Here is a 14703-nt window from a genome sequence, read left to right on the forward strand (position 1 = left end):
CTGATTAATGAATAAAACGCCCTATTTTAGACCAACGCAGACTATCAGTTTTGCCATTCCAGCTCATCCAGACAAAAAAAGCTTTGCCGCGCAAGTATTGGTCTTCAACAAATCCCCAGAACCGACTATCCGCACTGTCGTCACGGTTATCGCCCATCATAAAATAATAACCCGGCGGCACTTCAATTTCAAAATCCGACGCCGGGATATCGGGTCGCACATAGATATCATGTTCAACACCGTTTAAATTCTCACTGTACCGCGCCACCGCCTTACCAGAACTTTCATCCGTCGTATACTCAATAAATTTTTGTTTGGCTTCCTGACCATTGATAGTCAGTACTTTATTCCGGTAGCTGATTTTATCGCCGGGTACACCAATAACCCGTTTAATATAATCATAGCCTGGATTTGGCGGCCAGCGAAAAACGGCAATTTCTCCGGTTTTGGGATTGGCGATAGGGATAATTTTCTTTTCCCATACCGGCAAACGAATGCCATAGGCAAATTTATTCACTGCCAGAAAATCCCCAACCAGCAAGGTCGGCTCGAGCGATCCCGAAGGAATGCGAAAGGGCTCAATCAAAAAGGAACGCAAAAGCAAGACCAGAAAAAACACAGGAAAAAAGGAACGGGAATACTCGATAATCTTTCCGGGTTGTTCATCCGGCTCACGTTTTTTTGCCCAAAAAAGAATATCCAGTAAATAGATAAACCCTGATACAGCCGATAAAACGACTAACAATAAAGCAAAATTCATGTTGTATCCTATAGAATCAATAAGGGCTTAGAGGCCTTGGGTTATTTTTTTCTGTCGGTTTGAAACACGGCCATAAATGCCTCCTGCGGTATTTCCACGTGGCCTACCTGTTTCATACGCTTTTTACCGGCCTTTTGTTTCTCCAGCAGTTTACGCTTACGGGTGACGTCACCGCCATAGCATTTGGCCGTTACGTTTTTACGCAGCGCTTTGACCGTCTGGCGGGCAATGATGTGATTGCCCAGGGCGGCTTGAATAGCGACATCAAACATCTGACGGGGAATGAGTTCCCGCATTTTCTCAACCAGGGCTTTGCCGCGGTTATAGGCGGCATCGCGATGGACAATCACGGCCAATGCATCGACTTTTTCACTGTTAATGAGCACATCCATCTTAACCATGTCCGCCTCATCAAAACGCAGAAAATTATAATCAAGCGATGCATAACCACGGCTGACTGACTTTAATTTGTCGAAGAAGTCAGACACGACTTCGCTCATGGGTAAATCATAGGTTACTGACACCTGACGGCCGCTGTACATCATATTGATCTGCACACCGCGGCGTTCGACGCAAAGCGTGATAATCTGACCGAGGTAATCCTGAGGAACTAAAATATTGGCGCGGACAATCGGCTCAAACATTTGTTTGATTTGCTGCGTCGGCGGCAATTGCGACGGGTTGTCAATCATGACCGTCTCGCCTTTTGTGGTAACCACTTTATAGACCACCGTGGGTGCTGTTGAAATCAAATCAAGGTTGTATTCCCGCTCCAGACGCTCCTGAATGATTTCCATATGCAGCATCCCTAAAAAGCCACAGCGAAAACCAAAGCCTAAGGCCTCTGAAGATTCGGGCTCATAAAACAGGGAGGCGTCATTGAGGCTTAATTTGGCCAAGGCTTCGCGGAACGCTTCGAAATCGTCGGCACTGATGGGGAAAAGGCCGGCATAGACCTGGGGTTTCACCCGTTGAAACCCGGGCAAAGGCGCCTGGGCAGGATTTTTTTCAAGCGTCAGGGTATCACCCACCGGTGCACCCTGAATGTCTTTAATACCCGCCACGACATAGCCGACTTCGCCAGCCTGCAAAGCATCCTGTTTTGTGCGTTTGGGCGTAAAGATGCCGACCTGGTCAATTTCATAAGTCCGGCCAGTCGAGATGACTTTCATCTTGTCGCCTTTGCGCATGGCGCCGTTGACAATACGCACCAGGGATACGACGCCCAGGTAACTGTCAAACCAGGAATCAATGATCAAGGCCTGGAGTGGGGCTTCAATCTCCCCTTCAGGCGGCGGTATACGCGCCACCAGCGCCTCAAGCACATCCTCGACACCAAGCCCGCTTTTTGCACTGGCGCGAATAGCGTCGTGAGCTTCAAGGCCAATGATGTCTTCGATTTCAGCAATAACCCGCTCAGGCTCAGCCTGCGGCAAATCAATTTTGTTCAGTACAGGAAGCACTTCCAGTTCCTGATCAATGGCGGTGTAACAGACTGCTACCGTCTGGGCTTCCACGCCCTGAGCCGCATCAACAACCAGGATAGCGCCTTCGCAGGCTGCCAGCGAGCGGGACACTTCGTAGCTGAAATCCACATGCCCGGGTGTATCAATAAAATTCAAGAGGTAGGTTTTGCCATCGCGCGCCTTGTAATTTAAGGAAACGCTTTGTGCCTTGATGGTAATACCACGTTCCCTCTCGATATCCATGGAATCAAGGACCTGATCCGCCATTTCCCTGTCGCTTAGGCCGCCGCAGAGTTGAATGAAGCGATCAGCCAAGGTGGATTTACCATGGTCAATATGGGCAATAATGGAAAAATTGCGGATTCGAGTTAAGTCGCTCAAGTGAAAAACCTGTTTATAAAAGGGGTCATTTTAGCTCAATAATCCGTCGGCAGAAAGTCTCTCAAGCCATGTATTGCCCTAATTCCCTAAGAAAAAAATGCTGTGATTGCAAAATTTTGCAAAAATAGCGATGATCCATGGAGTTTATGCTCGGTTTATACTGTTTACTGGCCAAGACAAAGGATTATTTTTAGTCAAATGTGACCAATTCAATTTGCTGTTGTTTTAAATTTTTACTACAATCGGCTTTTTTGATCAAAACATAAAGGGATGCCCCATGCGACGACTTGCTCTTTTCTGTCTTACTCTCCTGGCTCTGTTAACCCATGGCTTATCCTATGCCGATCGTGCGTTTACGCAACGCCAAGACGTTCAAAAATTCATCAACACCATGGTTAAACAACACCATTTTAACCGCCAGGAATTGACGGCCGTCCTGAATGAGGTGCAATTACAGCCGCAAATCATTAAGTCCATGGAAAAACCGTATGAGAAAAAAACCTGGGATGTTTACAAACAACTATTCCTGACGCCTCAGCGTCTACAGGGCGGCCTGGAATTCTGGAAAGCCAATCAGGCCACCCTCGCGAAAGCTGAAAAACAGTATGGTGTGCCAGCCCATATTATTGTTGCCATCATCGGTGTGGAAACCCTGTATGGCAAAAATCAGGGCAATTACCGCGTCATCGATGCCCTGTCAACGCTAGCCTTCAATTACCCCAAGCGCTCAGGTTTCTTTACCAAGGAATTGGGCGAATTTTTGCTGTTATGCCGCGAACACCGCGTGAAACCCACCCAGTACATGGGTTCTTATGCCGGCGCCATGGGCAAACCGCAATTTATGCCAAGCAGTTACCGTAACTTTGCGGTAGATTTCACTAACAACCCCCGAAAAGACTTAATGAACGATGACCAGGCGGTCATCGCCAGCATTGCTAATTATTTCCACAAACATGGCTGGAAAAATAATCAGGGCATTGCACAGCCGGCTCAAGTCAAGGGTTATGGCATCAAGCGCATCAATACCAATTACCGAAGCGCCGTTTACAGCATGCGGCAATTGGCCGCTGCCGGGGTAAAGCCATTGACGGCCGCACTCAATCAACCGCAGAAAGTCGGTTTAATTGAATTAACCACACAAACTGGCCGCGAGTATTGGCTGGCTTATCCGAATTTCTATGTCATAACCCGCTACAACTCCAGTCCGCAATATGCACTGGCTGTGTATTTGCTGTCGCAGCAATTAAAAGCACAGTGGACAGCGAGTCAAACGGGTAAACAATTTGCCTATGCCTGAAAAATCCGCGATGCTGTTGGTCTGTAGTCCGGCAATGGGCTGTACTTTTAAACAAGGATGTTAACGTGGCGACCACCTTTATCTTTGCTGAGACGTTAACGGAAGAAACCTGTGTCAGTCTGGTTATCGAGCAGGATAATCAACTCATTCAAGGCTGCGCTTCGCGGCGTTTTGAAGCCATTCGCCAACTGCAGACCGGCACAAAAACCATCGTGGTCCTTCCAGCAACACAGGTGACCTTCCATTCCGTGCAATTGCCCTGGCTTGGCGACAAAAAAGCCCGTGCGGCCCTGCCTTATGCCCTTGAGGATCAATTGGCGCAAAATGTTGAGGAATTGCATGTTGCCTTTGATCGGCAATATTACAACGAAGGCCGTTACCTGGTGACAGTCAGCGCTAAATCATACCTTCAGAACATCATCCGGCGCCTTGAAGACAACGGTATCGATTTTGATGTCCTGACCATCGATTGGTTTGCCTTAAATCCTCACGAGACCTGTGTTCTACCAGATTATCTATTGGTTCATAGCGACCATTTTTGCGGTGCCTTGACTCGGGATATACAAAATCTGCTTCCAAATGAGAGCGACCAAAAAACCTGGTTTTTCACCGACAGCCCGGCCAATCAGATTCCTGCCGAGGCCCTGGCCGCTGAAAAAGAATCCCGTATCTGGCTAGCCGAGCGTTTACTGAAAAACAAGCCCTTTGATCTCTGCCAGGGCCCCCTGACCCACGGCTCGGACAAAACCCGACTTAAATATTGGTTAATTGCCGCCGCGACCATGGTTCTCCTCTGGGTAAGCAGTCTTATCACGGTCAACTGGATTAAACTGCACGAATTAAATAATAAAATGTCAGCCATCGACAGCCAGATTGCGGTGATTTACCGGCAGTTTTTCCCCGAAGCAAAACAGGTGATAAGCCCGCGTTCTCGAATCACGCAGTATTTAAAAAGCAATCAGGGCATGCAGGATCAACCCTTCTTTGCCCTGCTCGATAAGCTGGCTAGAGCAGCCCAATCGACTAGTCAGATCGAGCAATTACGATTTCAGAATAAATCCCTGCAGGTCAGCTTATCCACCAGCGATTTTGCAAGCCTTGAGGCCTTGCAAAACCGCTTAAAACGCGACAAAGTGACAGTAAAACAAAACCAGGCCTCGACGGTCGAGGGGAAAGTCGTCAGTACCTTGGAGCTTACTCTGTGATTGCTTATTGGCAGAATTTAAATGATCGTGAACGCTGGATGGTGGGGATTGCCGCCTTAGCCGTCGTGGTGTATGGGTTTTATTTATTCATCTACTCCCCATTGACCTCGGCAGTCAACACCCGCACCCAGCAATTAGAAGAAAAAAGCGAAACCCTGGTGTGGATGCAGGGGCTTAAACGGCAAAGTGGGCAACATCGGCCGCCACAAGCCATCGATAACAGCAAATTATTGTCAGTCATTGCCTCGCAATTAAGCAGCAAACCATTCAGTCCCTTCCCCTACCAGCTTGAACAAACAGGCGTTGGAGATATTCAACTGAGTTTTGAACAGGTCCCTTATGCGGCCATCCTGCGCTGGCTCTGGGCGTTAAACAATGATTACAGCGTAACGCTCAAACAAATCCGTATGGATAAAACGAATACACCTGGTGTGGTTAAGTTGATGGTCCTGTTGGCGGCCGCTTAAAGCCTGAAAGGCGGCTTAATTGAATAAATCCCGCGGCGTGGGCGCCGGTGATAATCCTTCTTTCAGCGCAAACTCTCTTGCCTCTAAAAACTCATCCACTTCCTGCATCGCCTTTTCACTGCTTCCGAGAAGCTGACTTTTGATCAAAACCAAATCGTCTTTTGAGTAAGGTTTGAGATTCACTTTCTGAAACCGGTTAAGCAGTGCATCAGATAGGGCTTGCCGTTTGCCATAATGAATTGGATTTTGCGTACCGATCACAAAAAAGCCTGGATTCGCTGCTGGTTTTCCTTCCAAATCTACACCCGAAAGCAACGCGTTAAGCACTCTCTCTAAGGGCAAGGAATTCATTTCATCAATCACAACGACAGCCCCCTCATGAAAAGCCTTTACCAACCGCTTTTCCATGGTGGCCGGGTCAGTCGGCGTCAGATAACAATAATTGTCCTTGCTGTTAACCCCATCGGGATCAGCCGGCGTGATGTTTCTCGACTTCAAAAATTCGATAGCCATACGGCTCTTGCCTTCCCCTGCCTCCCCTTCAAAAATCAGTCCGCACGTTCCCACAGCCTGAAGCCCTGTCACGTTGTTTTTGATTTCCCTGATATTGAATGCATCATTGAGGATGCGCAGGGGATTAATGCGCTTTTTAGTCATTAAAAAGGCTTCGTTTTTAAAGTGTGTCTGTTTTTTTAAGTCGGCTTTGACCTGCTTCACCGAGACGCCAAAATTTTCCGCAAGCCATTTTTGCAATGCTTTTCGCTGCCCCTGATTCATCATGCCGCTGATTTCATCGTAGACCGCATGGCAAGCCGCTGTTTTGATGTCACCCGTTTTAAGATGAGATTGCGATGCCCGCAGCACCATCATCTGCAAGTTTCGGGCAGTCACCGGGTGTTTATCAGGAAATTGGCTGTTCACCTGGTGGTACGCTTTTAAAAAAACCTCATTGAAAATCGGGGTGTGATCCTCTTTAAATAAGGGCTTGGCCACAGGCGCAATGATATGCTTCGTCAGGAAGCTATCCGGTAATTCTTTAAACGTAATAACATGGCCTCTATCCGCAAGAAAGCGATGCCGTTCACGATCGGCAAAATAGCCAAAATTACCGGCGAAAATAACCTGGTGTTTTTTTGACACCGGTTTGAGATCGCCGTCCAGCACCGAAGGCGGATTACTGAATAAGCCTTCGAAACGATCCAAAACGCCCGGAGCCAGCAAATTGGCCTCGTCAATAAACAGGTAGTTGTGTTCTTTGTCAGATTGCAGCCAACTGGTCAGTTTATCCAGTCCGGTGAAGAGTGCGTAATCTTCTCCATGGGCTTTCTTTAGTTCCTGCTGTATAAACGTAGTCTTCCCAACGCCTGATGATCCAACAATAAACACATACGGCGACACATCAAGATGAGAGAACAGTTTTTCCCTGCGTTTCTCCATAACGGAGAGCATAGCGTCAGATTTTACTTTTTTGTCAAAAGACATTCTCCATGCCATTTCGGCAAAGGTTTTGTTCGTCTGGTACGTTTTCTCCAATCTTAAAATTTGTTTCAATGGATTGCTTTCAGGATGGGTTTTCATGAACTTAAGCATGGTCGCCAATTGAATGTAGGCAAACGGTTTAGCACCGCTTATCCTGTAGTATTCGCGGCAAACAGGAATTAATCGCTCAACTTCATCCGGATAGTCTTTTTTCAAAGCCTGCCAGTACGCTTCCTCGGTATAGCGGAGATCACTGGCTCTGGCTGTGGGAAAAGGGTTGACATCATCAGTAATCAACAGGAGTCTATTTTTGGGAGCTTTGATTCGCTCGCCATTTAAAATCATGTAACCATCGGGTAAAAACAGCGACTCAATCTGTCTGGCTAAAACAGGCGACAATCGACCTTTTAAAACAATAGGACGATCGGCATGGCTGGCGATTGCGCCAACTTGATGAGTAAACCGCTTTTTGCCATTTGTCCCGTCACTGATTGCCATGTTTTCGATGAGATCGGCATAGGTTGTATGCTCATCGACCGGGATGACCAAAGGGTCCTTCCAATCCAATTGTTTTTCTGCAAAATGAATGTCATTGGTCACCAGGACGGCGGACATGCACGCCGGCTTTTCCTCATCGACACTGAATTTGACAGGCGTTTGACTGGTCTTCATTTCAGCCGGGATGGTCACATCAGGAGAACAGGTAATGTACAACGACGTGTTCTGTTTGCCAGCTTCCATGATAATCCGGGCCCACTGTTCTTTATTCAGCGTGTCTGTTACATGCAGCGGCAAGGTTTTGTTTTTATAAGCCGCCAACAGACCCGGTAATTCAACAAGCCCTTCTTTTTCGACGCGGTAGTGTTTGAACAAATGATTGACCGTATAGGCATTCAGCACCCATTGTTGATTGACAGGCTGGCTTGATGCTTTATCTTCGATTGTGTATTTTGCTAAACCGTAGTCATAGGGGGCATCCAGGCGAATGAACTGGAATTGCTCCGGTATGGCATAGTCTTTACCATTGATGGTGATTTTGCGATTGAGGTTGACTTCGCGCATAAACAGCCGAAAGGCCTCGTCATGCCAGGGCGCATTTCTCAAGATGAGGCCAGGTTTATTGTCTTTTAGTGCCGAGACCAGTTCCGATTCCAGAAATTGATAACGTTCACCCTGGATTTGAAATTGGCCTTTTAATTCAGACTCCCAGTCCTCCCCAAAAAAATCAATTTTAGCACAGTTTTCCTGTTCTTTAGTCAGTGACGAAACGGCAGCAGGGGTTGGAGGCTCCCCTATTAATGCAGCTGAACATTGGCTTTTTACGCGAAAACGTGAGTAGAAATCTTCCCCCATGGCCTGCCCCTCGGGCAATAAGCCAATGACCATCAGCCCTTCCGGTAGTTTTACCCCGTTTAATGTCCTTATTTTATCCATTATCGAGTTGTAGCCGACATGCTGCGCCTCAAAATTTGACCAGTTGATGCACAACACATCCCCTGGCTTGGCTTCTTTAACAAAGCGCATCAAGGGGCTGTCGACGCGATGATAGTCTCCGGAGGCATTATCGATTACACAGGTGAATTCACTGATGTCATCGAGGCTGTTGATGTAGAAACATCGGTTTTTTTTCTCAATCACACGCTGGTATAAGGCGGCATGCACGGATTCGATCTGGCTTCATTTCAACGTGCATAAAATCGTTTGGCGGCCATCCGGCAACTGCGCGCCCGCTTTCAACAACTCGTCAGCATAGTGGGTATAGTTGGTCGCTGTTGAGCGTAGGGTATCCCAGGTTCTGTATTTGTTATTGTCTAAAGAAACTGCCTTTTTATGCGCGATGGCTGAATTGTTATTATTCTGTTCTTTAGCCGGCATGGCCCTGGATTTTGGCTTGCTGGTCTCTAAGGTCTCAATTTTTTGATTGACAGGAGCCCCTCCCAAATCCACTCGCTGCCAGTCGTCCTGCTCTTTGACTTCAATATAGGCATGGCAGTCATTGTAAATGGCCCGCGCCTCGAGATTCAGCACGTCTGCCAGGGCCATAAAGGCCCAGGTTCTATGCCTGCAGGCCCCCTGCCGCTCATGAATAATGCTATTTAAGATCGCGACGCTGCTATTGGTATCCCCCTTTAAATCGTTGAGATCAAATTGGCAAAAGGCCATGAGTACATTGAGGCGTTGCTTATACGAATAGGATCTTATTTTTTTCAAGGCAGGCGTGTCGAGGTAATCGCCGTTTTCATCAAATGTCACCTGTTGAAGGGCAAGAACATCTTCAGGATTGACTTTATCCAGAGCAGGCGCTGGTTGCGCCATGTCATAATAATAATCCGACTGGATTAAATAAGTCACCGTGAAAATCGTCTTTGATGGATCCTTAGGCCTGACGTAGTATAAATTTTCCTCCTCGCAATACACGATTTCAACATCAGTTTTTGGGTTGGTTTCAAAGCCAACCAGGCGATCATAGGGGGCTAATGAGGTGAGTGCTGTTTCACCTGAGACAATTTGTTTGCCCAAATAATAGGTGAGCTTGGTTTCGTATTCACTGAAATACACGGACTTCAGATCGTCAACACGGTCGACCTTCACTGTCTTGAATTGTTTATCGGTGACTTCTACGAGTTTAACCTGCCCTTTTCGCTGCAGTTTTGGAAAGACATGCTTTCGGTAATGATCGGGTACGGGGTATTTGGAGTTCGGCTTGTAATAAAACACCTGGGAGGTGCTGACATCAACGTTTTTTAAGCCAGTGTTCTTATCAATTTCTTTCGACGGTTTATTTTTTCCCCTGAGAGGGTGTTGAGCCTTGCCTGGGGAATGGCTACTTGTTGAATAGCCACTTGTTGAATACCGGGAAGAGTATTCGTTGGTCTCCTTCAGTGAACTGCCTTCCATGTTCGATTGATCATGAAAAGAGTTCTCGCTCTTGCCAAGGCTTTTCACTAAATCAGGAAAACGGGTATAAACCCTGTCCAGGGCTTCCGCATCCAGCATTAAAAGCAGATCTTCCGTCAGCTGGTTGGAGGAAAATGAATCAATGGATAAGGTCGATAGCTGTTTACAACGGTTTAAAATAACCGCTAATGCGTCATTGGTGACGTAAGTTTTTGCAATGACCAATTCCTTTAGATTTTCCAAGGCCGGTGATTCTGGAAGCGTAAAGCCATTTTCGATATCCAAGCTGCAATGGGTTAATGACAATTGGGTTATAGCCGGGAATTTTTGCAGGAAAATTTCTAAGGCGTCTTTTGGATTTGTAATCCCCTTCAAAGACAACCGTTGCAATAAGTCATTCTGGACAAGCTTCGTCATGTAAGTTAAAGGAAAATTGACAGCTTGTTCAAAATTTAATTCGGTTAACTGCCGGGCCTGATTGATCAGAGGGATAAACAGGTTATCGTTTCCCTCGCATGCAATATTCAATACACGCAAAGAGGCAAGACTCTCCGGGTTTAAATAAAATGAAATATGCCCATACTCTTCTTCGATGTGCCTCACAGTAAGCATCATTAACTGCGAAGACGCATTGAGCAGGGAAGCCAGCCCGGATTCACTCACGGGACCAGCCAAATCAAGGTAGAGTAAATTGTTAAGCCCCTTTTGGAGAGTTACGTTATCAATCAGTGCCTTGGATTCTATACGTAACGAACGTAATTGAGGGCAGCGGCCAAGTAACAATCCTATGCTCTCATTAGTCAGTCCTTGTCCGATACGACTACCTTCTGTAATCTCAAGATGAGTCAGCCTGGGAAATTCACTCAACTGAAAAAAGAAAGTGTCACGAGGGCTAAAGTCGTTATTGATTTTCAGGTGCTCAAGCTGCGGCATCCGCTGCATCACGAAGCACCACCTGTCTTCGGTTAACGAATAAAGAGTGGGGGATAGCGTGAACGACTTAAAACCGAAGGTATCCGACTACATCATACCCGGATGATTAAGATAATGAATGAGCTTCCCTCTTTTTAATTTGGGTTTGTAATCTTCAAGTTTGGCTACTGTTCTGGGGCTTAATTTATGAATCACTGTCTCAGGTGAAGTCATCTGGGATACAGGCGGTGAGAGTAATTCCGTCAGATTCGGAGCTTGATGGATTAAGCGAACGTAATCATCGTCTTCTATACTCGTCAAACTTAAATTAAGATAAGTCAGGTTCTTCATCGCGTTTTTTTCGAGCGACTGAGTACACCCTTTTTCCAAATTAGCCCCTCCTAAATTCAAAACGGTTAACCCGGGGCAGGCATTGAGCAATTGAGCCAATTCACCGCTTTGGAAAGTGTATTCAGAAAAAGCCAGATGTTTTAAATGAGGGCAGGCCTTAATTAAAGACAACAGTTTATTAAACGGCAGATTCTCCCGGGTTTGGTTGATGATTAATCCGTTAATAGTGCCCAGCAGTCCACTCTCTTCCATTAAGGAACTGGCGATGGTTTTATCGTATTTCAATAAAATGAAAACCTTGCCTTTGAGAATCGATTGACGTATAGACTGGTTTTCTTTACTCTGCCAAGTCTCTAAACCCGCCTTCGAGTCGATAGTCACATGAATAGGCTCGCTTTTATCCAGAAACTCGTAAGCCTCTTTTATGTCCATGGCATTGACCGATTGATACCATGGATCACTGGTGTTTTTTTGCCATGTTTTCTTGGGAAAGGAATGCAGTAACTTTTCTACTTGCCTGGGGTTAGCCACAAATGCTTCATCACGACTGATATTCGCATCAGCCAATTGCTGCGTCATTCGTGGGGACGGCGGCATGGTTTGAGGCAATAATCGGACTAAATCAGCCTGGGTTCTTATTGGGGTGAATGTCTCTGTGTACGCATAAAGTTCGTAACCTTGATTAAGCAGCGCCGTCCATAACATCAGGGTATCCTGATCGAATCCCTGATCCATTTTCTCCGGACGAGTAAGAATGATTTTTTTCTTTTTAAGCTGACTAATAGCCTTGGGTAAACGCCAACAATCCTTTTTCCCCTGCAACAAACGGGGTAAATCCAAATCATGGGTCATGGTGCCTGTATAACGCTGCGCAGTGGCCGCACTGGATACGCTATACATTAACCCCAGACGCTCAAATAATTTATTGTGCATAATCAAGAATCCAGACTGTTTAAGATCAGCCCTTCTCCCTTTCAAATTGGAAAAGCATTGATCCCTCTATCTGGATAATTTTATATCATAATGACAATAATTAAAGCATTAACAAGTGCAAATGATCCGTTAAAAAATCGATAAAGCAGATTTAAGTTATTGTAAACATAAAAATCATGCCAATTCTCAGTCCGCCATGTTGCTTTGCACGCTGCCCCAATTTTTGATTCCCGCCCCTTGCTTTAGGTCTTCAGGCAAGGCGTTCAGAGCCTTTTGCGCGTCCTCATAGCTGTTATAACTACCGTAAAGGCCTTTGTAATAGGTACTGCCGTTTTGATGGTATTTGATTTCCGCCATGCGATCATTTTTGGGTGCCCTGTACAGCTTGCTGGCTACTTTTGCCGCTTTTTGATCATTGGCAATTTCAATCGTATACCCTTGAGGATTTTGATTACTGACCCAGTTTCTATCCCTATCCTTAGCGCGTGTTGGCGAATGGTAAGCACCCACATGGTAGCTTTCAGGAACGGTCACCATGCCGCTGCCGGTCATGGGGTATTGTGAGTAGTTATCCGGGTTGACATCATAGGTCTGACTATACTGCAACTCGGAATAATTGTAGGCCGCATATTGGCTGTAATCTGGCGAGTCATTAACCGTACAGGAACATAAGGCGCCGGCGCCGAGGCTAATGACCAATCGTTGCAAACGGTTCATAATTCCCCCTTTTCTTATTATTGCCTGCATTGCGTAAAACTTGAGTTCTATAACAAAGATAGCATAAAGTATTCCATTTCCTTTGGTTGAAGTGACTTATGTGGACTCATCGACGCTCCGGACAAATCCATCAACGCGGCACGCAGGACCATCGCGACCCTTATGAACGGGACAGGACACGGGTCATCCACTGCCCCGCATTCAGGCGCCTGCAGCGAAAAACCCAGATTTTAGGGACAGACGAAGGTGATTTTCACCGCACCCGCCTGACGCATTCACTGGAGGTCGCCTCTATCGGTCACAGTATTGTTCGTAATTTAGCCACCAACCTGAACGAGGGTATGGTGTTGAGCCTGTTGCCAAGCGATGATTTGATTACTGTCATTTGTCTTTTACACGACATTGGTCATCCGCCCTTTGGCCATGGCGGTGAAGTGGCTCTTAACTTTATGATGCGCGATTATGGCGGCTTTGAAGGCAATGGCCAAACGCTTCGCCTGTTGACTAAAGTCGAAAACAGTTACGGTGCATTCGGTCTTGATTTGACGCGGCGCTCCCTGCTGGGCTTGCTTAAGTACCCCGTCAGCCGCAGCCAGGTTGTAGCCCCGGAGCGGCCCGAACACACACCCATGATGCATAAAACCATCCGCATCAATGACTGGCTGCCGCCTAAGGCCTACTTTGACTGTGAGCAACCGGAAGTCGATTGGCTGCTGTCGCCGTTTGACCATGACGATCGCGCCCTGTTTCAATCCCTGCAATGCAATCCGTCGGGTCGCCAGCACGGCAAGGCCGCCTACCATTCCTTTGATTGTTCCATCATGGACATTGCCGATGACATTGCTTACGGCGTGCATGATCTGGAAGATGCCATTCATTTACGCCTGATTGATAGAGACCAACTCGATAATGACACCTTCCGCCAATTGCTTTTGGCAACGCCTTTAGGCCGGGACCTGAACGCCCTGCTTGACAATCTGTTTGCTAATGAAATTTTTCTGCGCAAGCAGGCTATTGGTGAAATAGTCAATTACCTCATCACCTCGACACAAGTGCGGATTATCAATGACCATTTTAATGATAATCTGTTAAAGCATAACCTGGTTTTAGTCCCTGAAGCTCAGACCCTGCTCCGTTATTTAATGGATTGCATCTACCGACATGTGATTGATTCACAGGAAGCGAGAACCTTTGAATACGGCGGACAAACCGTTGTGCTTCGCCTGTTTGAAGCCATCAGTTCCAACCCCGGAAGCCTGCTTGATATAAAAAACCGTGAGCTGTTTAATGAGGCAAACAATGAGCAGGAAGCCTTTCGCATCGTCTGCGATTACATTGCCAACATGACGGATGAATATGCTTACCGCATGCATGAACGCTTGTTTGGATTTAATACGAGAACGATTTTTGAACGATTGTAAAGCCATCGTTGACAACGATGGCGTCCCCAGGGGGATTCGAACCCCCGTTACCGCCGTGAAAGGGCGATGTCCTGGGCCTCTAGACGATGGGGACCCTGTGACTTTGTAACGCGATTTGTAACACACACCAAAATGGCGTCCCCAGGGGGATTCGAACCCCCGTTACCGCCGTGAAAGGGCGATGTCCTAGGCCTCTAGACGATGGGGACCTGGAACTTATTCATCAACCCTAAGGTTGATGGTGGAGCTAGGCGGGATCGAACCGCCGACCTCTTGCATGCCATGCAAGCGCTCTCCCAGCTGAGCTATAGCCCCAAAATTGAGATTCGAAGTTTAATTATGCCCTCAATGACTGTCAAGCAATTTTTACGAATAACGCAGGAATTCTTTTTATTTCAACCAAGCAGCTCAACCAA

General features: G+C 46.8%; 10 protein-coding genes and 3 tRNA genes. 4 read left to right on the forward strand and 9 right to left on the reverse strand.

The window, feature by feature from the left end; translation table 11 throughout:
• Positions 1-4: 4 nt before the first annotated feature.
• Positions 5-760, reverse strand: a complete 756-nt coding sequence (gene lepB / locus Lery_RS01530) for a signal peptidase I (RefSeq protein ID WP_058525486.1) — start codon at positions 758-760, stop codon at positions 5-7.
• Between the two features lie 41 nt (positions 761-801).
• Positions 802-2607, reverse strand: a complete 1806-nt coding sequence (lepA, locus tag Lery_RS01535; protein WP_058525487.1) for a translation elongation factor 4 — start codon at positions 2605-2607, stop codon at positions 802-804.
• A gap of 277 nt (positions 2608-2884) precedes the next feature.
• On the opposite strand from lepA, the gene mltB reads away from it, so the two are divergent.
• The 3 genes from mltB to gspM all read left to right on the forward strand — a co-directional run bounded on the left by mltB (position 2885) and on the right by gspM (position 5576).
• Positions 2885-3904 carry a lytic murein transglycosylase B gene (gene mltB / locus Lery_RS01540; RefSeq protein ID WP_058525488.1) on the forward strand — a complete coding sequence of 340 codons (1020 nt, stop codon included), beginning with the start codon at positions 2885-2887 and terminating at the stop codon, positions 3902-3904.
• Between the two features lie 65 nt (positions 3905-3969).
• Positions 3970-5109 carry a type II secretion system protein GspL gene (gene gspL / locus Lery_RS01545; RefSeq protein ID WP_058525489.1) on the forward strand — a complete coding sequence of 380 codons (1140 nt, stop codon included), beginning with the start codon at positions 3970-3972 and terminating at the stop codon, positions 5107-5109.
• The gene (gene gspM / locus Lery_RS01550) at positions 5106-5576 is read left to right on the forward strand and encodes a type II secretion system protein GspM (protein WP_058525490.1); all 471 of its coding nucleotides are present in this window, start codon (positions 5106-5108) and stop codon (positions 5574-5576) included. Before gspL ends, gspM begins: the two co-directional genes overlap by 4 nt.
• A 15-nt stretch (positions 5577-5591) precedes the next feature.
• Here the strand turns inward: gspM and Lery_RS01555 are convergent, their stop codons facing one another.
• From Lery_RS01555 to Lery_RS01570, 4 genes are all read right to left on the reverse strand, one after another.
• Positions 5592-8717 carry a P-loop NTPase family protein gene (locus Lery_RS01555; protein ID WP_058525491.1) on the reverse strand — a complete coding sequence of 1042 codons (3126 nt, stop codon included), beginning with the start codon at positions 8715-8717 and terminating at the stop codon, positions 5592-5594.
• 15 nt (positions 8718-8732) lie between these two features.
• Positions 8733-10898: a hypothetical protein gene (locus Lery_RS01560; protein ID WP_131750936.1), complete on the reverse strand. Its 2166-nt coding sequence runs from the start codon at positions 10896-10898 to the stop codon at positions 8733-8735.
• 75 nt (positions 10899-10973) lie between these two features.
• Positions 10974-12149, reverse strand: a complete 1176-nt coding sequence (locus Lery_RS01565) for a hypothetical protein (RefSeq protein WP_058525493.1) — start codon at positions 12147-12149, stop codon at positions 10974-10976.
• A 186-nt stretch (positions 12150-12335) separates the two neighbouring features.
• Entirely contained in the window at positions 12336-12866 is a 531-nt protein-coding gene (locus tag Lery_RS01570; RefSeq protein WP_058525494.1) for an SPOR domain-containing protein, read from the reverse strand.
• 98 nt (positions 12867-12964) lie between these two features.
• On the opposite strand from Lery_RS01570, the gene Lery_RS01575 reads away from it, so the two are divergent.
• Positions 12965-14287, forward strand: coding sequence for an anti-phage deoxyguanosine triphosphatase (locus tag Lery_RS01575; protein ID WP_058525495.1), 1323 nt, complete (start codon positions 12965-12967; stop codon positions 14285-14287).
• Positions 14288-14305: 18 nt separating this feature from the next.
• Here Lery_RS01575 and Lery_RS01580 read toward each other — a convergent pair.
• From Lery_RS01580 to Lery_RS01590, 3 genes are all read right to left on the reverse strand, one after another.
• Positions 14306-14381, reverse strand: a tRNA-Glu gene (locus Lery_RS01580).
• Positions 14382-14420: 39 nt separating this feature from the next.
• A tRNA-Glu gene (locus tag Lery_RS01585) sits at positions 14421-14496 on the reverse strand.
• A 30-nt stretch (positions 14497-14526) separates the two neighbouring features.
• Positions 14527-14602: transfer RNA gene (locus tag Lery_RS01590), tRNA-Ala, on the reverse strand.
• Positions 14603-14703 lie beyond the last annotated feature (101 nt).

This window comes from Legionella erythra, assembly GCF_001467615.1.
GTDB lineage: Bacteria > Pseudomonadota > Gammaproteobacteria > Legionellales > Legionellaceae > Legionella_C > Legionella_C erythra.